A 25686-nucleotide genomic window follows, 5' to 3' on the forward strand; every position below is an offset into this window, starting at 1 on the left:
TAATAAACAAATACCTCCTATAGCTGTTTAACCACGTATATAAGCACCTCAAAATGAACACAAAAGAAAACATACCTTTTCATATACAATCCATTGATGAATCCATTAACATGCTACAAACCGATGTTTCGTCGGGTTTATCGGAAAGCGAAGCCAAACAACGATTATCCACCTACGGTCCAAACCAGCTGCAGGCCCATAAGCGTAAATCCGTCTTTCTAATGTTTTTATCACAACTACAAGATGTATTGATATATGTGCTGTTTGTGGCTGTTGTCATCACTATGTTTATGGGCGAGTATCTGGACGGCATCATTATCATCATCGTTATTTTTATTAATGCCACACTGGGGGTCGTTCAGGAAATAAAGGCTGGAAATGCAATCGAAGCATTACAAAAAATGGCAACCCCAAGAGCATTAGTGAAGCGAGACGATCACGTCGAGGAAATAGCTTCGGAAGATATCGTGCCCGGCGACATCGTTGTTATAGAAGCGGGGCGCTATATTCCGGCTGATCTACGTCTTATTGAAAGTGCAAACCTACAAGTCGATGAGTCCGCCCTGACAGGTGAATCTGTCACGGTAGAAAAAGATGCATTAAAGGTGCTTTCAGATGCCCACATATCACTGGGCGACCGTATTAATCTGGGCTATATGTCGACGTTGGTAACTTATGGACGTGGTCTTGGGCTTGTTACCGGAACAGGGACACATACAGAAATCGGCAGAATCGCCGACATATTACGTCAAGGTGATAAAATCAAAACACCGTTGGAAATTCGCCTGGATCAACTCGGTAAGACACTTGGAAAGGGGGCGCTCGCGATTAGTATGCTCATTTTTGTTATCTCTTATTTTCAGGGAAGAGATATCGCCGAGATGTTTTTAACCTCAGTTTCCTTAGCTGTTGCTGCTATTCCAGAGGGATTAGCGGCGATTGTTGCTGTCGTACTCTCCATCGGGGTAACGAAAATGGCCAAGCAGAATGCCATTATCAAAAGGCTTCCTGCCGTCGAAACATTAGGCTCTGTAAACATCGTTTGTTCGGATAAAACGGGAACACTGACACAAAACAAAATGACCGTTCAAGAGTTCTTCACCTTTACAGACAAAACACAAAAGATTGATGATACGATCAACCTATCCGCAGAAGCCCATTTGCTTTCTTCGGCCATGGTGTTGGCTTCTGATGCTACGTTGGAAAACGGAGACAGCACGGGCGACCCTACCGAAATTGCACTGCTGCAGCTAGCGGACAATTTAAAAATCGACAGAAAAGATTTATGGTCATCACAACCAAGAATAGACGAGCAAGCTTTTGATTCCAAACGCAAAATGATGTCGACCCTCCATCAACAGGAAGATAAATTCATGCTTTATGCAAAAGGTGCAATAGACAGTCTTATTTTGAAATGCAAACATGTTGTAGAAGATGGTGAAATTATCCCCCTTACGGATACGCATAAAACCATCCTTACCCATGCCGCCGATGCCATGTCGGATAAAGCTTTACGTACATTAGCCGTCGCCTACAAACCGCTGGAAAGACAAATTGATCGTGAAGATTTCGAAAAAAACTTGGTGATGATTGGCGTCGTGGGTATGATAGACCCTCCTCGCGAAGAGGTTAACGATTCGATCGCAACAGCCAAAGAAGCCGGGATCAGTACGGTTATGATCACGGGAGATCATAAAAACACGGCCTTGGCAATCGCTAAGAAATTGGGCATCGCTTCTGAACGCTCGGAGGCAACAACCGGAGCGGCGATTGATAATATGCCACAAGAAGAATTGGAGTCGCATATTGGCGAATACAAAGTATTTGCTAGAGTCTCTCCTGAACATAAAGTAAATATTGTAAAAGCTTTCCGGGCAAAAGGCAATATTGTTTCGATGACCGGGGACGGTGTAAACGATGCACCTTCGCTTCATGCCGCAGACATTGGCGTGGCTATGGGAATAGAAGGCACGGATGTAGCCAAAAATGCTTCCGACATGATCTTAGCAGACGACAATTTTTCGACCATCATCGTCGCCATCGAACAAGGACGGAACATTTACAATAACATCAAAAAGTCCGTTGTCTTCTTACTCGCCTGTAATGTTGGTGAAGTCATTACCATGGTCGTGGCAATCGCTGTGGGTTTACCTATACCGCTCATTGCGACACAGCTGCTTTGGATTAACTTATTAACGGATACGCTACCCGCCGTGGCTTTAGGTATGGATCCGGGCGACAAAGATGTGATGAAAGAAAAGCCGAGACCATTAAATGACAATTTCTTCTCGCACGGAGCCGGAAGACGTATCATCTTGGCCGGTATCCTTATTGGTCTTCTGACAATCGTTGCTTTTGCAGGTGGCTATCACGCAAAAGGATACTCTCCTTTTGCCGATCATATTCCCGAAAACATTCACGAATATGCGCGCACGTTGGCCTTCCTAACCATCATTGGCTGTCAGCTATTCTATTCATTCTCTTTCCGCCATGAAAACAAATCCATCTTCCGGGTGGGATTCTTCTCGAACCGTTACCTGTTCGGCGCCGTAGTCATCGGTCTATTGCTGCAATTGATCGTGCTCTACGTACCTTTTATGACAGCGGCTTTTAAATTAAAGGCCGTGGGAATACAAGAGTGGCTTGCTGTTTTTGGATTAAGCATTATACCATTACTGGCCAATGAAGTAGTGAAAGTTTTCATCAGAAGAAACATGAAGTAGAGACGCAGCGCCTGCGTCTCTACTTCATGCTATTTTCCGAAAACAATAGCGGCACCATTGGGTTGCAAAGTCAGTTTAACCTGTTTGTCTTTCACAACCTTGACTTGATTTTGTTTCGGATTCAATTGATGATCATCCCAATACAATACCGCTTGACCTTCGGAAAGCATCGGTAAAGAAACGGATAGATTTTTAGCTTCTGTTTCCGCATTGACTCCGGCGATATACCACGTATCGCCATGTCGACGTGCCAAAACAACGTATTTGCCGGGATATCCGTCAAGAAACACCGTCTCATCCCATGTGGTAGGCACTTCTTTCATGAAATCAATCACAAAATTGGGGTATTCCGATAGGTTATTTGGCGTGACACCAAAGTTTTGCACCGGTGTTTGGAACAGGATTGCCGTTGCCAATTGAAAGGTTTCGCTCGTTTTGCGGATAGTCCCACCATTATTCTCACGGTTATGGCGTTTGTTCAGCAATACCGGCCCGAAATCCATTGAACCCACTGCATTCCGGATAAACGGATGCAAGGTTGCGTTATACGCTTCTGTGTCGTTCGCATGCTGGGTAAATATTAAATTTTCCGACGCCAATACCGCTTCACTTCCTACAAAATTGGGATACATCCGCTCCCATCCTCTCGGTAATGTACAACCATGAAAAATAACGACTAAACCGTGATCATTTGCATCCGACAAGATATCCTCGTATAGCTGCATCGTTTCCTGCTTATCGCCACCAAAGAAATCTACCTTGATTCCTTTAACGCCTATACCTTGCATCCATGCCATCTCTTTTTTCCGTGCCACCGACGTATTCATGCGGTTTTTAGGTCCTTGTGGCGCGTCATTCCAAAAACCATTGGAATTATACCACAGACAGATCCCGACATTTTTTTCTTTTCCATAAGCGACTAATTCCTCTACTTTGTCGTGACCAATTTTTGTATCCCACCAATTGTCTACCAACGCAAATTCCCAGCCCATATTGGCAGAGAGATCGATAAATTTCTGCTGATCTTCAAAATTGATACTGTTGTCCTGCCACAATAGCCAGCTCCAGGTAGAACGTCCAAATTGATAATCTTGAGTCGGTTCATAAAGTGGTTTTACCACATCAAAAGCAATAGTCGTTTCCACAATAGGTTTGAGGTCTTTCCCAACCGTCAATGTACGCCAAGGTGTGTAACCCGGCAAATTCAACGCAGGCTGCGTACTTCCCAGTCCATTATTTTCTCCTTCTTCCGGAAAAGAAATCTGGTAAAGCCCATCTGCTGTACCTTCGCTCAATTTCGCCCCGCAATAAAGGCTACCCACACCGGTTTCCGACACCAACACCCATCCGCGGTCGCCTATGTGAAATAATGCCGGGAAGGTATACCCTACACCATATTTAGAAGGTGTACCCATAGGCTCATCCGGTACATATTCCTCTTCATAACTGGGCTTCGTTTTCATCCAACCGATCATCGGTGTGGCCTGTGGTGTCAAAAATGTCGTCGTAACATCCGGAAAATCAAAACCACTTAGCTCCTTATGGATAATTGCATTTGCGGGTTCTCCGCTTTGTGGTATACCATAACGAAACGCTACGTTGTTGTTGCTGACCTGAAAAATGAGTTCCAGTTTGAGCTTATCATTATTCTCGAATGTAAAGCTATGCTCATTTGCCTGATAATGCACCGATTTCTTTTTAATCTTCGGTTCTTCGTAACGTTCGTCTATTTGGCGGGCCTGCTGATCAACCAAGCGTAGTCCGCTAGAAAGATCCCCTAAATGCGTCTGCAGACCTAACGGTGATTTTTCGAGCATTTCCTGCCCATCCAACATAACGGAATAATATAATCGGCCCTGTCCTGCTTCCAATTGCACCGAAAGCTGACCATCCGGACTAAGCATCTTCATTTTTTCCTGCGCTTGTGCAGTAGATAGAAAGAATATGCATAAAGCGCCGTACATAAATTTTAAGTTCATATAGAAATATTTTTTTTGAGATGAAGCCATCAATTTTATTTGTTTCTAAAATCAGGCTGCCACTCGATGACATGTACTGCTGTCGGCTCGGCATCAAGCAGACCTTCTCCATCTTTTTGATCCGTTTGCTGTACGTACAAGGCTAACCGTTTTTTATTTCGCCATAGTTCGGTATCATATGTTGGCTCCCAAGCCCCCACCGAACCGGATGACAGGTCTATTATCTCAAAATTATCTTCGCGGACATCATTCAGTTTCAACACCGAAACCTTACTACCGCGTTCCTGATCCCGAAAGAGCAATAGAAGTGATGTTTTATCTCCTTTACCCGTCACTAACAGCTGAGGCCTTGAAATCGGTATTTCTTTGGTTCCGTGTCCACTTAAAGAGAAAGCGGTTTCCCGAAAATCCAATGACTTTACCTTCCATTTGCCGTTCGCCAAATAGATGATTTTATATTGCGGAACCTGCGTATCTGCGGATCGCCAATAGGTCGCAATAAACGGATTTCCGTCTTCATCCGCCGTCATAGCCGTTTGGTTAATCAATTCACTTTGTTGAGGGATCCATGCCGCATACTCCGCATTTGTCGCTGTAATGGGCAAACTATACAACGTACCATCCGTCCTTTGCCACGTTAGTCCACCGTCTTTGGAACAAGCATACGCCATATCGTGATTGCTCGCCACATCGGGTGATTCTCGCCATACCCAAGAAACATGGATCGTTCCTTTTTGATCTACATAGGCCTGCCAGTAGGCATTCCGATGTCCCTCTCCGCTGATCAAATTGGTATGCAGACGTATCCATTTTTTCTGTGCGAATTCGTATTTGTTGATAATCAAGTTACCAGCTCCGGAGCCGCCATCCCGATAGAAAAAAAGAAGATCACCATTGGGTAACGCAAAAAACTCGGGATACGTCACCCGGCTTTCTTCCGATCCCACCATAATCTCCTCTTCTCCCAATTGCAATCCTTCCGGCTCGATACTCTTCGCGTATCGCAAACGCCCATTGTGGTGATCCCAAGCAACATGCAGATAACCGTCACCATCAACCATCATGCTGATGACGTTATGCGCATCCGCCGCATGACCGCTATATGGCGTTTGTTTTACCGTCCAGCTCACGCTATCCAACGGTCGTTTTCCTAACGTCAGGAAACCCTCCCCATCATAATAGGATATAAATTGAACATGGTCATTGCTGACTAAGGAGTTTTTTCTAAATACAACGGTGTTCACGGTATTTTTAGCCCAACCCAAACCAACGTCCATCACGCGGGCGTCTTGAGGCTGCGCCAGAACAGCAATTGGCATAAAAAATATACCGACTATTACCGTGATCCATATTTTTCTGATTATATACATATGCTTTTCATTATATACATGTGGTTTTATTTATCTAAATACCGGTACATTTCCGACCCCGCCAATAAAAAAGCGCCGACACCAAAACTCGCCGTTGAATGGGAATCGACCACCTGACCCGGTATCGCTTTTTCACCAATAGGTTGTACGTAGCCCACACGTCCATCAGCTTGCAGGGCTGTTTCACTCAAAAATTTCCAGCCTGATTGTGCGGTGCGGAGATAGTCTTTTTCCGCTAAAAAGCCATTATTTATCCCCCAAAGAAAACCATACGTAAAGAATGCCGTACCACTAGCTTCCGGTCCGGGTGCATGCTGTGGATCCAACATACTGCGTGTCCAATAGCCTTCTTTCTGTTGAGATGTAGCAACCGTCTCTGCCATATCCTGATAACGTTGCACATAATAATCGTAGTGCCGGTGATCCGTTGGCAAATCCTGAAGCACTTTCGCCAATCCCGCAAATACCCATCCGTCCCCACGCGCCCAAAAGTCTTTTTTTCCATTTTCAGATTTATGCTTCGGATAGACATATTTAGCATCCCGATAATACAAAGACTCCTGTTCATCATACATGATACTATCTGCATATTGCAAATAAACATACATTTTGTCAAGATACTGTTCATTACCCGTCAGCTTATATAATTTCGTCATCACCGGCATAACCATATACAAGCCATCTGCCCACCACCAATAATCGCTATTAGAGGTACCCATCTGGTATTCCATAACCTCTTTAGCCCGAGCAACCTTATGTGGTTGAGGATCCAGATTATATAGATCGATATAGGTCTGGAAACAGATCTGCCAATCACCAAAGAGAACATAGTCATCTTTTTCACCATACGAATACTTCCACTCCGTTTTGTTAGCAGATTTTGCTCCTTTCCAGGCATTATGTTCGGCCCAAGCTTCCGAATAAGCCCGATATGTTTCATTTTGGGTCAATTTATAGAGTTCCATATTTCCCGTATGGTATGCTGCGATATCCCAAAAGGACCACACAGTCGGTTTGTTATTTTCCTGCCAGTAGTTATTGACCAGGTTTAACTTCGACATCACATCCTCCTTGTTCAGCCGCTGACTAAATAGAGCTGAGGAATACAGCAATAAAAAACAAATGATAAAGTTTACACGCATCTCTTCTTTGGTTAAAATCTTTAGATTAACTTTTGTACACCCGTACGTAGCAAAGATATCTATCGTCCGTCAAAGCGATGTTCAAATAAAAACTATTTACCTCCTAAATTCAGCTCACGACGCGCATTTCTCTTTCTTTGAATCGTATTTAAACCTCTTTGACCCAAAAACCTATACTACAAACACCTTTACTGGCTAGCTTTGCATGAGCAGGCAGGAGTTTCTAAAAATAAATGTAAAAAAAACATTTAAAATAACGTGTATATTTTTTATTTTTAAACCACAATAGAAATGTACCAGCTCAGCTAGCCTCCATGTGTATTATACAAACAGATGCACCGAGGTAAACCTTATTCGATTGTAAATTATATTTGTTAGACATCCATGAATAAAAATTTGATTACATTCTGTTTGTTCCTATGCGGCACATTTTTGACACATGCACAGCCTGGCAAGCCCGTAGAGAAAGATTTTGTAGGCTATCTATTCCCTTATTTCACAGGAAATGCCGTAGAAGAAGAACAGGTACATTATGCCATTAGCAACGACGGTTTCCATTATACGGCGCTAAATAGCAATAAGCCTGTATTGAATTCCAAAGACATCAGTTCTACGGGAGGGGTCCGTGACCCGCATATCCTCCGTCGTCATGATAACGACGCTTTTTATATGGTCTTGACCGATATGACCTCTTCCAAAGGATGGGATTCCAACCGGGCACTGATTTTATTAAAATCGGAGAATCTGACGGATTGGACATCACATATCATCAATATACAACAAAAATATCCGAATCAGGAAAATCTAAAACGCGTCTGGGCGCCGCAAACGGTATTCGATGAGAAAGCGAAAAAATATATGGTATACTGGTCCATGCAGCATGGCGATGGCCCGGATATCATTTATTATGCATATGCCAACGCGGATTTTACAGATTTAGAAGAGGCACCTAAACCGCTTTTTATACCGAAAGACAAAAAACCTTGTATTGACGGGGATATTATCTACAAAAATGGCAGCTATCACCTTTTCTATAAAACAGAAGGACATGGTAATGGCCTAAAAAAGGCGATGACAGACGACTTGACTTCGGGCGTTTGGATTGAGCAGCCGGGATATAAACAACAAACGACGGAGGCCGTAGAAGGATCGAGTATTTTCAAACTGACGAATAGCGATAAATATATTCTGATGTATGATGTCTATATGAAAGGTACGTATCAATTCTGCGAAAGCTATGATCTGGATGAATTCCACGTCATCGACCAACAGATTAGTATGGATTTTCATCCACGACACGGAAGCGTGATCCCTATTACCCGGAAAGAATACCAGCACCTGTTGGCGACCTACGGTAAACCGGTGAACTTTCAGGCGGTGCAACAAAACAACCCCATATTGGAGGGTTATCATGCAGATCCCGAAATCCTTTACGCTGAAAAAACGGGTAAATATTATCTCTACCCCACCAGTGATGGGTATACCGGATGGTCAGGCGATTATTTCAACGTATTCTCCTCCGATAATCTGAAAGACTGGCAAGAAGAAGGAACCATACTAGATCTCAAAACCCAAGTACCTTGGGGCAACCGCAATGCTTGGGCTCCCGCCATCATCGAGAAGAAAGTCGGTAAAAACAAATATAAATACTATTACTATTTCACCGCAGCACAAAAAATCGGTGTTGCCGTAGCCGATCACCCTACCGGACCATTTACCGATTCTGGCAAACCACTTGTAGCGACAAAGCCGGAGGGTATACGTGGCGGTCAGGAAATTGACCCCGATGTTTTTCAAGATCCGGTAAGTGGGAAGTATTATCTCTATTGGGGGAATGGCTACGGAGCAGTTGCGGAATTGAATGATGATATGGTCTCCCTTAAAGAAAACACCACAAAAGTCATTACACCCGACGAAACATTCCGCGAGGGCTTCTACGTATTTTATCGTAACGGAACGTACTATTTCTTATGGTCAGAAGACGATACGCGCAGCGAAAATTACCGTGTGCGATACGGCATATCCAAATCTCCTACCGGCCCGATTGAGATTCCAGAAAACAACCTAATTCTGACTAAAAACCCCGAACTGGGTATTTATGGTCCTGGACATAATTCTGTTTTGCAGATTCCGGGAAAAGACGAATGGTACATCGTTTACCACCGTTTCAGTCGTCCGAATGGCATCAAAATGGGCGATGCGGCCGGTTATCACCGCGAGGTGTGTATCGATAAAATGGAATTTAACGAAGATGGCAGCATCAAACCGGTTATTCCGACGTTATAAATATTTTTCCTTACGCTTATGAAGTTAAAAAAATTGATCCGTATATGTTTCCTATCCACCGCAATAGGAACAACACTACAGGCACAGACACAAAAACAACTGGACTATTTCTCACTGAATGATGTCCGATTACTTTCCGGACCATTCAAACATGCCGAAGAGCTCGACCTGAATTACCTGTTGGAACTGGACGCTGACCGGCTACTAGCGCCTTTTCTACGCGAATCAAACCTACCTCCTCTCCGGAAAAGCTATACGAATTGGGAAAACACCGGTTTGGACGGACATATAGGTGGTCATTACGTCTCCGCCTTATCCTATATGTATGCATCCACAGGTGACGCTCGTATCAAAGAACGCTTAGACTACATGCTTGCGGGTCTCAAACGCTGTCAAGATGCCAATGGCGATGGCTATATTGGCGGTGTTCCGGAAGGGAAAGAGCTTTGGGATGAGGTTAGACGAGGCGAGATTAAAGCCGGTGGATTTAGTCTAAATGGTAGATGGGTTCCCCTGTATAACATCCATAAAACATACGCTGGTCTCCGTGACGCTTATTTAATGACGCGTGATGAGACTGCCAAGGAGATGCTGATCAAGCTGACCGATTGGGCAATCGCGCTGATAGACCAGTTGAGCGATGAGCAGATACAGGATATGCTACGCAGTGAACATGGCGGACTTAATGAAACGTTCGCTGATGTGGCGGCAATTACGCAAAACCCAAAATATCTGACACTCGCCCGTCAATTTAGTCAACGTGCAGTATTGCAACCGCTATTGGATCAAGAAGATCACCTGACCGGTAAACATGCCAACACGCAAATACCAAAAGTATTGGGTTTCAAACGTATTGCTGATATTGCCCATGATGAGCAATGGGCAGACGCAGCTCGGTATTTTTGGGAAAATGTCATCGAACGGCGTTCGGTATCTATTGGAGGGAATAGTGTCAGCGAACATTTTAATCCCGTAGACGACTTTTCCAAAATGCTGCAAAGCATCGAAGGTCCCGAAACCTGCAATACGTATAATATGCTGCGCCTGACCCGTATGTTGCATCAAACAGACCCCAGAGGCAAGTACCTCGATTATTATGAGCGAGCGCTATACAATCACATCCTCTCCACGCAACATCCGGAGACTGGAGGATTGGTTTATTTTACGCAAATGCGTCCGGGACACTACCGGGTATACTCGCAGCCGCATACCAGTATGTGGTGTTGTGTTGGATCTGGCATTGAAAATCATGCGAAATATGGGGAGATGATCTATGCACATCAGGATGACAACCTGTTTGTGAACCTATTTATTCCTTCCAAACTGAACTGGCAGGAGAAAAACGTCGAGTTCATCCAAGAAAATAATTTCCCCGAAGAGAACAAGACACAATTTACGGTCTATCCTAAATCTAAAACGAATTTTGCACTACATATACGTAAACCCAGCTGGGTAAAAGATGCACCCACAATCTTGCTGAATGGCAAACCGTTTCAAGCCTCTTCTGACAAAGACGGATGGATTACGATGGACCGTACATGGGCAGCAGGCGATCGGATATCCGTCGAGCTTCCGATGGGAATCTATACCGAGCAACTGCCCGATCGCTCAAATTACTACAGTCTCTTGTATGGACCGCTTGTATTGGCAGCTAAAACGGGAACGGAAAATATGGATGGCCTCTTTGCAGATGATAGCCGAATGGGTCATGTTGCCCATGGCAAACAGATTCCTTTGCGGACTATGCCCATCCTAACGACAGCGCCAGAAAACATTCCGAACTTGGTAGAGCAGGTAGAAAACACACCGCTACACTTTACGCTAACCGGGTTGTACAGTGGAACGGAACAGCATAGCATGGAGCTCCAGCCATTTTATCAAACACATGACAGCCGGTATATCATTTACTGGCCACAAGCTACCGCAGAGGAGCTTGCCGCCCTGCAAGAGAAAACAGAACGGGAAGAAAAAGAATCCTTACGCCTAGCCGACATCACGATTGATCGGGTCGTGAGTGGGGAACAACAGCCTGAGTCGGATCACTTCATCAAGGAAGAAAATACGCAAGCGGGAAGCATCGAGGATGTACGTTGGCGGGAAGCAAAAGGTTGGTTTAGCTATACGATCAAAACAAATCCAAAAGAAAATGTACAACTGTACATCAGGTACCTGGAAGAAGAAAATCGGAAAACAAACATCTTTATCCACGATCAGGAAATCGGAAAACTGAAAGCAGATCCAACTACATGGAATGAAGTGAAAACAGCTGTTATTTCGATTCCGCAGACATGGAACCAAAGCAGCCCTTTGGAGGTAAAAATTTCGACCGATGATGGTGCAACCAGTCATAAGATATTGGAGATACGCGTGATTAAAGAAGAATAAAGTTAGAACGTTAAAAACTCTCTAACTTCTTTAGTAACTTTAGCCAATTATATAAACATAAATAGTGACCAAAGCATTTTCATATTGTTTTTCTTTTTTTCTTGTTGTTATTAGTGAGATAGGCTCTTCCTTCGCACAACAGATGGGGATTACACCAGTAAAAATCGCGCAGGAACTCCCCTCATTGACCGTGAATAGAACGTTTCAAGATCACGAAGGTTATATTTGGTTTGCGACAGCCAACGGCCTTAGCCGCTTTGATGCTTTTAATCTCTTGACCTTCAAACTAGCCGATGAAAATGGGAATACCGTAACGAATCAAAATATATTGGCCATCAACGAGATAGACAGAAATATTTTATTGGGTACCGAAAACGGCGTGTTTATATTAGACAAGAGAACATACCGCATGACCCGCTTTCCGGACGAGCAACTTAAAGACCGTAGGGTTGCCGCGATTATGGTAGACAAACAATCGAGGGTATGGTTTGGAGCCGATAATGGGATTTATGTATATAACAAGGATTTACGCTTACACGACAAATTTGAGCAGGGATCCGACACAAAAAAATTCATCCCTCCGGGTACAGTGAATACCATCTTTCAAGATCGAGATGGCGAAATATGGACGGGTATATGGGCAGCAGGTCTTCACAAACTCGATACGAAGACAAACACATTTAAAGCTTTTCCGGCGATAGGTCAGTCAAACAGTCCTTTTAAAATTGCACAGGACGATCGAGGACAATATTGGGTCAGCACTTGGGGGGATGGTCTTTTTCTTTTTAATCCAGATGATCCGGAAAACATGTACCGGGAAATCATCATCAAAAATAAAAGAAGAGGCGTTGGAAAAGAAGGGTTGGTGTATAACATCGTACAAGATCATATCAAAAAATATATCTGGGTGCTATCTTTTTCGGGTATCTCCACCTATCGCTATACCGACGGTGGTGATATCGAAGAGGTAGACCTGTCCGATCTTTTTCAACATACGTCTAATTTTTTTCAAGATATCTATGCTGATCTTTCGGGTAACCTATGGCTTGCGATTAACGGAGAAGGCATTTCAACCATCAGCTTCGACAGGCCTGTTATGCGTAGTTTCACCTTACCACAGGTACAACAACGGTATCATATTTCTCCGAACATCAATATGCTATATCGAGACCGCGAGAATCAATTGTGGTTTAACCTAGAGCGTATCGGCCTTGGAAAATATACGCCTCAAAAAGACGAATTAGAGACATATAGCAACCTCCGCTTTAAAGATTTAATATCCTTACGCGCGGTCAATTGCGCGTTAGAATTGGCAGACGAACTATGGGTAGGCGCGGCATATGAATCTATAATAAACGTCTTTCATAAGCGAGGTAATGATATTTCGCTACACCGAAGTGTCAACTTATCGCAGTATGCCGACGATATAGGCATCCCGCGCCAGCTCTTTCCCGACAGCAAGAAAAATCTGTGGGTTGGCACCACCCGTGGCGTGGTATACAAAAAACAGGGAGAAGAACAGTTTTATCGGGTAGCGGATATTGACGGCGACATTGTCGCGATCGCCGAGGATCATCAGGGAAAAATATGGATTGCAACGAAGGATCACGGCATTTATCAAATAGATAGCCAGCTCTCCTGGAAGCCAACGAAACGAATCGGACAACAAACAGCTGGACTACACAGCGACCAGATCGAAACGATGGATGTGGATAATCGGGGATACCTATGGATAGGCACCAAAGACAACAGGCTACTTACTTTTCATACGGAGCGTGGAGAGATTGAAGAATATGCCAACAAGCAGCTTTTTTCCTCAAACCAAATTCTGCACGTCGTGTGTCTGGATAGTACCGTGTGGGTTTCTACAACCAGAAACGTTTATAAACTATTTCCTACAGATAAACGTATTTTTGAATACAGCGCCAGTGATGGGGTTCCGGTTAACATGTTTACAAAGGGAGCGTACGCCGTTGATAAGAAAGATAAAAACGTTTACTTTGGTGGGAATAATGGTATTGTCCAATTCTGGGAATCCCCTTTTGCACCGAGCCACCAATCGCCTGTTGTCATTTCCGACATTAAAATCAATAACCAATCTGCCCTCCTCTATTCTCTTCATAACAAATTCGATTTTCAAGGGAAATCACTGGTATTGGATCCGGAAGACCAAAGTTTGGAAATTCTGTTTTCTTCATTAGAATATACACATCCGAACAAACTACGATATGCCTACAAATTGGAGGGTGTAGACAAAGACTGGGTATATGCTCCGCGAGAACGCTTATTCGCAACCTATAACAATTTAGGCAAGGGAGAATATACCTTCCTGATCAAAGCAACAGATCTAGACAATCAGTGGCGTTCGGAAGTCACCCGTATACAAATCCGAAAGAAGCCGGCTTTTTATGAAAGTAATTTGGCCTACCTCTTGTATACGTTATGTGCCTTGGGCATGGCATATATCGCCATTCGGTTCTATACCAATCGTCTCCAATTGCGAAGCGATCTCCGGATTGCCCAAATCGAAAAAGATAATGCCCATAAACTGGTTCAAACCAAGCTAAGCTATTTTACAAATATCTCCCACGAGCTATTAACACCGCTTACCATTATCTCCTGCCTGATCGATGACGTGCAGATGATTACCAAAAGGAACCTGACACAATTTGATAAAATGCGTTTTAATCTAGATCGGCTAAAACGGCTTTTACAACAGATTTTGGATTTCAAACGAGTGGAGAATCAACAAATGGCACTACGTGTTGGTCGGGAAAATCTGATTACTTTTATTAGTAATATCTGCACCATCTATTTCAGTCCGTTGGCAAAACGGAAAAACATGGCGTTTGAAGTTATTCAAGGCGATTGCATACCTGAAGGCTATGTAGATGCCGACAAACTCGATAAGATTATCTTCAATTTACTTTCCAATGCATTCAAATACACGGCCGACGGTGGACGCATACAACTCTCCTTTCATACGGAGCACCTCAACGGAACTACACATCTGATCGTTAGCGTGCAAGACACCGGGATAGGGATCGCGCCGAGCGAACTCGACAAGATATTTATCCCGTTTTACAACAACAGGTTGGCTAGACAACAGGAGACTAACGGAATCGGGCTGGCCTTGACCAAGGAACTGGTAGAGCTGCATCACGGGACTATTGAAGTGGATAGCATCGTGGGTAAAGGATCGACATTTTATGTCCGAATTCCGGTTGAAAAAGAGGTCTATACCGCCGAGGAACTCCGCGAACTGCACGATAGCTTTATCGATTCGGACAATCTAATGACGGAAGCGAACGAGTTACCGCAGGATCTTTCCCAACAAGAAAAAGGTAAAAGTGACGTCCGGATATTATTGGTCGAAGACAATGAAGATCTGCTTCAAACCGTAAGAAGTCTGTTATCAAGAACTTATCAGGTTTATATTGCCCCACAAGGTGAAGAGGCTTTGGCCATTTTGAAAGACGAGGAAATAGATATCGTTGTCAGTGATATCATGATGCCGGTTATGGACGGACTAACGCTTTGTCGTCGGATAAAACAAGATTCGGAAATAAACCATATCCCGGTTATCTTACTGACTGCTAAAAACAGTATCGACGACCGGATTGAATGTTATCAGGCAGGTGCTGACAGTTACATCAGTAAGCCTTTTGACTTGAAAGTATTGGAAGCGCGTATACACAGTTTCTTAATCCACAAGCGCACCAAGCAGGAAGATTTCAAAACGAATCCACAGATTAATATCTCTTCGCTGGATTATACGCCACAAGATGAGCAGTTCTTGGAAAAAATGATTGCGGTGGTGGAAGAACACTTAACCAACGATCAATTTGATGTGGTTGCGCTTAGTCACGAATTAGGTTTATCGAAATCGACCTTGTATCGGAAGACCAAAGCACTGCTGGATTTATCGCCAAGTGAGTTTATCAAAAATATCCGGCTCAAGCATGCCTGCCAAATGATGGATAAAGACAAGTCCATTTCAGTTAGTGAAGTTGCTTTTGCGACAGGATTTTCAGATCCACGCTATTTCTCCACCTGCTTTAAAGCCGAGTTTGGGATGACACCTTCGGAGTATCAGAAGCAAATCGCGAAAGAAAGATAGACTACGGTTGTTGATACACCCGCACATAATCAACTTTATAGCGATTGGGGAATTTCGTATCGTTGAGTTCGCCCCCATTCATTCCTCCCATAGCCAGATTAAGTAAAATATAATGTGGCTGTTTAAACGGATTAAAACCCGAACCGTCTTTATTGTGTAGCTTGCTCATTGGTTCTTTGATCATCAGCTCATCATCCACATACAAAGCGATGTATTCCGGCGTCCAGTCCATTCGCCATACATGGAAATCATCGGCCCATGACTTTCCTCCCAACGCTTCGATACTACGGGTTTTACTATACCACTCAGCGTTCCAACGTGTAGATGTGCCACAGGCGATATTAGCTAAAATCTTTCCCTCGTAATACTCCATGATATCGATCTCTCCGTTGGATGGCCATTCTTTGTCGACACCCAATGTCCAGAATGCGGGCCACAAGCCATCACTGACATCAATCTTAGCCCGCATCTCAAAACGGCCATACAGCCAGCTTTTCTTCCCGCCGGTATTGATCGACGATGAGGTATGTGTAATATATTCCCTCTTTCTCCCCCAATGATTGGAGGAAGGATCATAGGTTGGGTTTTTCCTTTTTTCTGCTCTAGCTTCGATAATCAGGAGGCCATTTTCGCACCAAGCATTATCCTCCTGATACCATTGCAACTCCTGGTTACGGGCAAAACCATTTTCGAAGTGCCAATATGCAGGATATACCTTTCCATCCTGATCAAACTCATCAGCCCAAACCAGTTCGTATCCTTCATTTTTATATTTATTTGCGCTTTTTTGGGCTTCCGCCTGCATGGTAAATAATACTATGCAAGCGGTCAATATTGTTAATCTCAGTCTGTTCATATTTATCTGTTTATTGCTTTGATCTTATATGTTACTCAAAATTGGTCAATTTCAATGCTTTATATGTCGATTATTCATTCAAATATGTAGAAAACACAACCATCTTCCTGATTATACGCCGATAATCGATCAAAACAGGGGGTAAACTCGTCTTAAAACAAGGTTATTATCGTTTTTCCAATATTCTTGTTCAATCCATCTCGGCGACATCAAAAACAACAGTTTGAAACCAAATCAAACGATTTTGAAGCGATGTTCGCACTAACGAGACACACATTATACGTAAACTTGTATTGGAGTAAACAATAAAATAAACAGAAACGAATAGCATTAAAACGATTATCTCATGAAGAAAATGACCGGCGCGTATACATACTTAACCGTCCTACTCATAGCCTTGTTATCTTATAATGATATGATGGCACAGAATACAGCATTCTACCCCGGAAAACTATGGTTTGACAACAACCAGCGATTGATCAATGCCCATGGGGGCGGTATTTTATACCACGAGGGGCAGTATTATTGGTTTGGAGAACATAAAGGAGAGCGTTCTAATGCAACGTGGGTAGGCGTCACCTGTTATTCGTCATCCGATTTATACAATTGGCAGGATGAAGGAGTTGCTTTAGCTGTTAAGAAGGACGATAAAAGCCCGATTGCCGCAGGAAGTACTATCGAACGCCCCAAAGTCATTTATAATGCCGCAACGAAAAAGTTTGTCATGTATTTCCATCTGGAACTAAAGGGACAGGGATATGATGCCGCACATGTGGGCGTAGCGATAAGCGATACACCTACAGGCCCCTACCAGCTCATTAAAAACGGCCGGGTAAACGCGGGCAAATGGCCGTTGAACGTGACAGCCGCACAACAGACGGCGACAGATAAACCTGAAGATTATCAATGGTGGACAAAAGAATGGACAAAAGCTATTGAAAACGGACTGTTTGTACGTCGTGATTTTGAAAGCGGACAGATGTCTCGTGATATGACACTTGTTGTAGACGATGATAACAAAGGTTATCACATTTACGCTTCGGAAGATAACCTTACGTTACATATAGCGGAATTGACGGAAGATTATTTGGACTATACCGGAAAATATGTCCGGATTGCTCCGGCCGGGCACAACGAAGCACCTGCAATCTTCAAGAAAGACGGACGGTATTTTATGATTACCTCTGGATGTACGGGCTGGGATCCCAATGCTGCACATTTATTAACGGCAGACAATATCCTCGGCGAATGGACATTGCACCCTAACCCTTGTATCGGAAAAGATGCTGAGCTCACCTTTCATTCCCAAAGCACCTATATCCTACCGATAGCCGGCAAGAAAGAAGCCTTTCTCTTTATGGCTGATCGATGGAAACCAAACAATCCCATCGACGGGCGTTACGTTTGGCTGCCGATCTTATTTGAAGATGGCATGCCGGTGCTGAAATGGTTTGACAAATGGGATTTAAGTGCTTTTGATTAAAAAAAATCAGATAACATTTTTACAATATGCTTTTGGGAAAGTTTCAGTTGCTATTGGTATTATTTTTATTGGGATGGGGTATTTCCTTTTCCCAGCCCAAGCAGTACAAAATACTTTCACTTGAACAGGGTATATCTAACATCAACGCGCTCAGTGTCGTACAGGATGATCAAGGTTTTATATGGGTAGCTACCGAATTAGGGCTTAATCGGTTTTCCGGCAACTCCTTCAAGCATTATTACAAGTCGGAGCAATTAGATGGATCGTCTGTCAACAGCAATGAAATCAACAAGTTGCTATATGATGATGGCCATATATACATCGGTACGAGAGCTAACGGACTCAATATATTTGATATTCAGAAAGGTGTATTTTCTTATTTTACCCATGATCCCGACGATCAGAACGCTATCGCGACAAACGATATCACGGATATGATCAAAGGCATAGACGGCCACATTTGGCTATCTACCTATCACCGAGGTATACAACGTTTTGATATTGCCACCCAAACATTTACACATTTTGGTACGGAGACTATCCCTGACCTGCCGAGTAACAGTATATGGTCCGTGGCACAAGATCAGCAAGGCAAACTTTATAGTGGACATGTAAATCATGGTGTTTCTATATTTGATGCCAAAACAGGAAAATTAGAGAACCTCCATACGCAGAATACAGCTGGCGCTCTCCCCCACAACGAGGTGAAGATACTTTTTTGTGATAGCAGAAATAACATTTGGATAGGTACAAAAAAAGGTCTAGCGGTGTATACCCCTCACAACAAAAAAATTCGGCATGTACCGCTCCATTCTACAATAGGCAGTGCCAACGAGCCATTTGTACATACTATTCGGGAAATCGGCGAGGATATATGGGTGGGAACGGAACCTTCCCGCGTTTATGTTTTAACACCTCATTACAATAGAGATCAAGAATTCCTATACGTCGACAATGTACGTTCAGTTGATATTAGCAATTCCATTTCTGTTCAGGATATGATAGTCGACGAATTTGGAAATGTCTGGTTAGCCTTATACGGCAGTGGATTGGGTTTCGCCAGCCATTTTACACCCTTTTTCCAAACGCTTCCTGATTTAAAAGCCGTCGTTAGTGGAATAGTTATCGATCGACAAAATACAGGCTGGTTCATTACGGAAGGATCTGGACTGCTTAGATGGGTCGCGGATAAAAATCTTGTAGAGGAGGTTAAAGCACCCGACAACATACGCGATCACACTTTTCTAACGGCTTATCAAGATCGACAGGACAACATATGGCTAGGATTAGTCGATAAAGGTGTCACTCGGTTTCATACACCTACAAAACAATGGTACAAGATTGAACTCGATGGAGAATTGAATGAAGTACGCGCCATTCTGGAAGATCAAAACGGAAAGATCTGGCTTGGCACCATAAATGGATTGGTCATTTATGACCCCCTATCCCAAACGTTCGAAAAATTACGTATCAACATACCATCGTTGGGTGATTACGCTCCGCGTTCACTCGTAGAAGACAGTTCTGGGAATATCTGGGTGGGAACTTATGGACAAGGTGTTTATGTGTTTTCTGCCGAAAATCGTACATTGATTGCCCACTTCGATACCCATAGCGGACTTAGAAGCAACAGCATTAATCACCTGTTCCGGGACAGTGAAAACAACATCTGGATTGCGACCAATGAGGGTATGGCGGTGCAATACGCAAAACAAGAGCTCGGCACATTGAACAATATTATTCCGCCTAAACCCAACGCCTGGCTATTTATACAAGCCATTGCCGAAGATCGAAATGGAAATATTTGGTGCTCTACTAAAGCCGGCCTACTGCGGTACGTGCCAAAAGACAACCGTTTTTTTAGTTATGACCAAGACTTTGGTATCCCTTTAGGTGGGTTTAAAAACAGCAGTGTGGCGACTAATAAACAGCATTATCTCTTCTTCGGCATGCAAAATGGGATATGTTTTTTTGATCCAAAAGAAATACCTATTCAACTCCCCATATCCCCCCTCCATATTCGAAAGTTCACCACCTTCCGTAGCGGAGATTCTCCTTTACAGGAGGAGAAACAAACTTATGGCATCCAACAACTTCGGTTATCTTATCAGGAAAATAGCTTCAGTATAGAATTTAGTGCTGCCGATTATGCCCTACACGGACTGATGGAATTTAGCTACCAGCTTCAAGGCTTTGACAGCGACTGGACGAATATCGGAGGTGAACAGGTTTTGAATTTCAGAAATATTCCATACGGAAACTACGACCTACTTATACGTGCACGATTAAAAAATGAAAACTGGTCGGGTGATGTCACACGTCTATCGATCAATATTACGCCACCCTACTACCTTAGTTTGTACGCAAAGGCACTCTATATCCTAATGGCGAGTGGCATTGCTTTTGCCATTATCTTTTTTTATCATCGGAAGATCAAAGCCGAAGGGGAATTACGACTAAAAAAACGAGAACATCAACAACAGCAGCAGCTTGCAACAGAACGCCTGCATTTCTTCACCAATATCACACACGAACTGCGGACGCCACTCACGCTTATCTTAGGACCGTTGGACGATCTGCTACGCGAGAACAATCTATCCACAAAACAAAAAAAATTAGTACAGGTGGTTCAAAAGAGTTCGAACCGTCTGTTTAATCTGGTCAATCAATTGTTGGAATTCCGAAAAGTAGAATCACGACACAAACCACTTGTACTCGGTGAAGGCTATTTAGGAGAGGTGGTGCAAGATCTCGTTCATAAATATATGGAATTGAACGTCAAAGATACGCTACAGATACGTTGTAAGCTACCCTCTCCAGATTTACGTACGACGTTCGACGCCGAAATTATCCATATTATTTTAGACAATCTGTTGTCTAACGCCTACAAATATACCAACACGGGTGCGATCGATGTACAGCTAACGTATGAACAGGATCAGCTCAATACCTGGTCCGTGCTGCGTGTAAAAGATACGGGATGTGGCATTCCTGAAGAATATTTGGAACGCATCTATGATCGTTTTTTTCAAATTGATCATCAAGCACAACCGGGGACCGGAATTGGTCTGGCTATGGTCAAGGAACTGGTCGCCGTACATTATGGAAAAATCGATATAAAAAGTAAGGTTGGAGAAGGCACTGAATTTTGTGTCCGCTTGCTAACCAACCACATTGAAATTACACCTCAACATGAGAAAATGGCCGATGATACTATCCATTTGGAAAATGAAGATTCGCAACCGGTTATTTTAATCGTGGAGGACGATGTCGATTTAAGAAATTATATAGTCGCTTCTTTAGAAACACATTATACCGTCCTCTTGGCAAACAACGGCATCCAAGGCTTGGATGCCGCAACCAAACATATCCCAGATCTTATTATCAGCGATGTGATGATGACGGGTCTAGATGGATTTGAAATGGTCGGGAAGCTCAAGGAAAATCGTTCCACCAGCCATATTCCGATTATTCTATTTACAGCAAAAGATCAGGAGATAGACCGACAACGAGGATATGAGCTGGGCGTAGATTCATATTTAATTAAGCCTGTACATGCGGCTTTGTTGCATAAACGCATTGAAAATATTTTATCCAATCGAAAGAATATCCACAACTATGTGTTGCAGAAACTACCTTCAAAGACAGCGAAACCTACGAATGAATTGGATACCGACCTTTGGAAGGAAAATACCTTCGTTCAGGAATTTGTAGAAATCGTAGAACGCTACATGCAGGATGATGTATTAGATGCCGCCAAGCTAGCAGAAAAAATGAACATGAGCCAATCGACACTGTATCGAAAACTCAAAGCATTGACCGGAAAAAACATCAATCAGCTGGTTCGTAAGATACGTATTCAAAAAGCTGCCACCCTGCTTCAATCCGGCCGATACAATATTACTGAAGCTTCCTTTATGGTGGGGATACATAGTACTATTTACTTCCGCCAATGTTTCAAAGAGGAATTTGGCCTACTACCTTCCGAATATCTAAAAAACGCCTCAGAAAGCAAATAAAACCAATATTTTGACGAAAATACTATCGAAATCTGACGGATTTATATATGTCCCATAAGTCGATAATCTGTTATGTTTGAAGTGCGTTTTCAATTATAAATTTGATAATAATCTACACTGAAGAAAATAAGCTTCTTATACATTCCATGTTTCTTTATTAGCTATTGAACCGCAAAATAATTAACAAAACTAAATATTATGGTAAATTTTAAACCTATTCTTTTACATGTACTGGTATGGATACTACCACTATTTGTGCATGGACAGCAAACATTTACGGGGAGTGTCGTAAATAATAACAACGATCCCATATCCGGTGCCAGTGTACTTATTAAGGGTACATCAAACGGAACCACCACCGATGCTTCAGGACGATTTAAATTTACGGGACAAGGCGATTCACTGCTTATTTCCTACATAGGATATAAATCGCAAACGGTCTCTATCGCCGGAAGAACAAATTTCAGTATTCGTTTGGACAGTGATGATCAATTTTTATATGATGTAATCGTAGTGGGCTATGGTACACAATCCCGTCGAAATGTGACCGGTGCGGTAAGCGATATCAAATCAGAGGATATCGTTCGCTCCTCTTCCACCACAATGGCCGGGGCACTTGCGGGGAAAGTACAGGGTATCTCTGTACGGGCAAAAGATGCCCGTCCCGGAAAAGGAGCTGCCATTGAGATTCGGAATATGGGCACCCCTTTATACGTGATCGACGGAATTCCTTATGGTGGAGCTTCTGGTAACGACTGGGTCGGTTCGACAGAAGTTTCAGGAGCAGATGCATTCAACGCCCTTAATCCAGAAGATATCGAAAGCATCTCCATATTGAAAGATGCTTCTGCTGCCGTCTATGGCTTGCGGGCAGCAAATGGCGTTGTATTGGTAACAACAAAAAAAGGTACAAAAGGTGAAACGACCCGCGTAAACGTCAATGGCTATTTTGGCTGGCAAAACCTTACTCGATTTCCTACTCTGGCTAATGCCGCACAGTATGTAAGGGGAAAGATAGAAACCGCACAAAATGAGAGAAGAAATCCTGCGGAGGTCTATAGCCCCGAAGAATACGCGAAATGGCAAGCAGGCACAGAGCCTGGTTATCAGGGATACGATTATTACGATATGGTGGTCCGCAAAAATATTCCACAGCGCTATATCAATGCTAATCTCAATGGTGGATCGGAGAAATCAAATTATTTTCTTTCTATAGGCCGCACTGACCAAGAAGCTATGATCCGAGATTTCCAATATAACCGAACCAATTTACAGGCCAATATGGAAGCAACCGTTTTGAAAGGATTAACGATCGGTTCGCAAATCTCTGGACGACAAGAGAAAAGTGAAGATGTCGGTTTACCGGGAGGTGACGGCTATTTTTCTTCTATCTTAGCTATTTTTAAAAATCGTCCTGTCGTCGGTCCTTACGCAAACGACAACCCGGAATACCCAAATCATACACATGATTTTGCTTATAACCCGGCTATTTTTAGTAGGGATATCGCTGGCTACAAAGACAACTTGTACCGCAATGCCAATATCAACCTCTATGCACAATACAAATTTGATTTCGGTCTGTCGGCCAAGGGTACAGTATCCTATAATTACACGAACAATAAATTTGATGGATTTCAATACACGTATGACGTGTACACTTACGAAAATGACGCGTATCGTCGTAGTCATGGTACAGACTCCCGCTGGCGCTACCAAACAGAGCGCGAAGTCGTTAACCGATATGCGCAATTCCAATTAGATTATAACAAAACGTTCCGCGATCACGCCCTTTCTGCTACCTTCGGATATGAACGGTCTGATTACGATCGCAACTACTTGGAGATGGGATCCAACCCAAGCAATAATTATCTTCCATTGATGCAATTTGATGAAATGAACTCGTTTAACGATCGATGGAATTATGAAGCACGCGCTGGCTATATCGGTCGTGTAAACTATAATTATAAAGGTAAATATCTCGTCGAAGCGTTAGGACGCTATGATGCTTCCTACCTTTATGCGCCTGGGAAATACTGGGGGTTCTTCCCAGGAGTATCTTTAGGTTGGCGCATATCAGACGAAACCTTCTTTGAGTCCCTAAAAAATACCATTGACGATCTCAAGATCAGGGCATCTGTCGGACAGACAGGACTTGAACAGGGTGTGAACATGTTTGGTTTCTTAAGCGGGTATAATTGGAATCAGGGAAGTGCTGTTCTTGATGGCGAGTATGTGAATGGTTTACGTCCTCGCGGATTGCCAGTAACTAATCTTTCTTGGGTAAAAAATACAAACTATAATATCGGTCTTGATCTCGCTATGCTACAGTCGAGACTAACGGTAACAGCCGATCTTTTTAAGATTATCCGAACAGGAGCTCCGGCAGCACGCTATGATGTCCTGTTACCGAGTGAAGTAGGCTACGGATTGCCAAACGAGAACCTGAACAAAAACGGTTACTACGGTGCCGAAGGTATCATTACCTATCAAGATCGCGTAGGCGAATTAAATTATGTGGTGAGCGGAAACTTCACCTTCTCTCGATATCGAAGTATCGAAACTTATAAACCGCGTTTCGATAATTTCTGGAACGAATACCGAAATTCTGCGGAAGACCGTTGGGGAGGCGTTTGGTGGGGATATCAAGTAGTAGGCCGCTTTCAATCCGAAGAAGAAATTCGTAACCACCCGATAGATAACGATGGTCAAAACAATGCTAGCCAGCTTCCAGGCGATTTCATCTATAAAGATGTGAATGGCGATGGGATCATCAATGGCTTAGACGAGCGCCCTATCGGCTATCCGACAGGATGGGCACCAATGATGAGTTTCGGGGGGCGTATCGGATTAGACTACAAAGGTGTCGACCTAAATATCGATTTTTCCGGTGGGTCCATACAATCTTGGAACCAAGATTACGAGTTACGAAATGCTTTCCATGGCGGTGGAAATTCACCCGCTTATCTGTTAGAAGATCGTTGGCATCGTGAAGATCCCTATGATCCAAATAGCGAGTGGATTTCAGGATATTATCCTGCTATCCGCGAAGGCCATTCTGGACCTAACGCTAGAAACAGTGATTTTTGGCTCACCAATGTCCGGTACCTGCGTGTACGTAATTTAGAACTTGGGTACAGCTTGCCTAGTCCGATTTTAACGAAAATAAAAGCTAATAAAATCCGAGTATATGTACGAGGCTCCAATTTATTCTCGTTCGACAATGTAGGAAAATTCCAGATCGACCCTGAAATAGAAGCACCTGCAGCTGTAGTATATCCCCAACAGCGTACTTTCTTAGTCGGTTTTAACTTCACATTCTAACG

11 protein-coding genes are annotated in these 25686 nt (G+C 43.3%); 7 read left to right on the top strand and 4 right to left on the bottom strand.

The window, feature by feature from the left end; translation table 11 throughout:
• The first annotated feature begins 53 nt into the window (after positions 1-53).
• Positions 54-2723 carry a cation-translocating P-type ATPase gene (locus tag H8B17_RS07515; protein ID WP_190308586.1) on the top strand — a complete coding sequence of 890 codons (2670 nt, stop codon included), beginning with the start codon at positions 54-56 and terminating at the stop codon, positions 2721-2723.
• A 29-nt stretch (positions 2724-2752) separates the two neighbouring features.
• Here H8B17_RS07515 and H8B17_RS07520 read toward each other — a convergent pair whose 3' ends face one another.
• The 3 genes from H8B17_RS07520 to H8B17_RS07530 are packed head-to-tail and all read right to left on the bottom strand — an operon-like array spanning position 2753 to position 7214.
• Complete coding sequence (locus H8B17_RS07520; RefSeq protein WP_223816423.1) at positions 2753-4702, bottom strand: glycoside hydrolase family 97 protein; 1950 nt, start codon at positions 4700-4702, stop codon at positions 2753-2755.
• A gap of 35 nt (positions 4703-4737) precedes the next feature.
• Positions 4738-6072 (bottom strand): BNR repeat-containing protein, encoded by a 1335-nt coding sequence (locus H8B17_RS07525; RefSeq protein WP_190308587.1) that lies wholly within the window; start codon positions 6070-6072, stop codon positions 4738-4740.
• A gap of 26 nt (positions 6073-6098) precedes the next feature.
• Complete coding sequence (locus H8B17_RS07530; RefSeq protein WP_190308588.1) at positions 6099-7214, bottom strand: glycoside hydrolase family 88/105 protein; 1116 nt, start codon at positions 7212-7214, stop codon at positions 6099-6101.
• A 384-nt stretch (positions 7215-7598) separates the two neighbouring features.
• Between H8B17_RS07530 and H8B17_RS07535 the strand changes: the two genes are divergently transcribed.
• From H8B17_RS07535 to H8B17_RS07545, 3 genes are all read left to right on the top strand, one after another.
• Positions 7599-9500 (top strand): family 43 glycosylhydrolase, encoded by a 1902-nt coding sequence (locus tag H8B17_RS07535; RefSeq protein ID WP_190308589.1) that lies wholly within the window; start codon positions 7599-7601, stop codon positions 9498-9500.
• 18 nt (positions 9501-9518) lie between these two features.
• Positions 9519-11885: a glycoside hydrolase family 127 protein gene (locus H8B17_RS07540; protein WP_190308590.1), complete on the top strand. Its 2367-nt coding sequence runs from the start codon at positions 9519-9521 to the stop codon at positions 11883-11885.
• A gap of 142 nt (positions 11886-12027) precedes the next feature.
• A complete protein-coding gene (locus H8B17_RS07545) occupies positions 12028-16005 on the top strand; it encodes a hybrid sensor histidine kinase/response regulator transcription factor (RefSeq protein ID WP_190308591.1) in 3978 nt (1325 codons plus the stop codon).
• A 1-nt stretch (position 16006) separates the two neighbouring features.
• Here the strand turns inward: H8B17_RS07545 and H8B17_RS07550 are convergent, their stop codons facing one another.
• Complete coding sequence (locus tag H8B17_RS07550) at positions 16007-16861, bottom strand: glycoside hydrolase family 16 protein (RefSeq protein ID WP_190308592.1); 855 nt, start codon at positions 16859-16861, stop codon at positions 16007-16009.
• A gap of 346 nt (positions 16862-17207) precedes the next feature.
• On the opposite strand from H8B17_RS07550, the gene H8B17_RS07555 reads away from it, so the two are divergent.
• The 3 genes from H8B17_RS07555 (at position 17208) to H8B17_RS07565 (ending at position 25684) form a co-directional block, all read left to right on the top strand.
• Positions 17208-18344, top strand: coding sequence for a glycoside hydrolase family 43 protein (locus H8B17_RS07555; protein ID WP_190308593.1), 1137 nt, complete (start codon positions 17208-17210; stop codon positions 18342-18344).
• Positions 18345-18370: 26 nt separating this feature from the next.
• A complete protein-coding gene (locus H8B17_RS07560) occupies positions 18371-22363 on the top strand; it encodes a hybrid sensor histidine kinase/response regulator transcription factor (protein WP_190308594.1) in 3993 nt (1330 codons plus the stop codon).
• A 198-nt stretch (positions 22364-22561) separates the two neighbouring features.
• A complete protein-coding gene (locus H8B17_RS07565) occupies positions 22562-25684 on the top strand; it encodes a SusC/RagA family TonB-linked outer membrane protein (RefSeq protein WP_190308595.1) in 3123 nt (1040 codons plus the stop codon).
• Positions 25685-25686: the final 2 nt, after the last annotated feature.

It is taken from the genome of Sphingobacterium arenae (assembly GCF_014692505.1).
In the GTDB taxonomy this organism is placed as follows: Bacteria; Bacteroidota; Bacteroidia; order Sphingobacteriales; family Sphingobacteriaceae; genus Sphingobacterium; species Sphingobacterium arenae.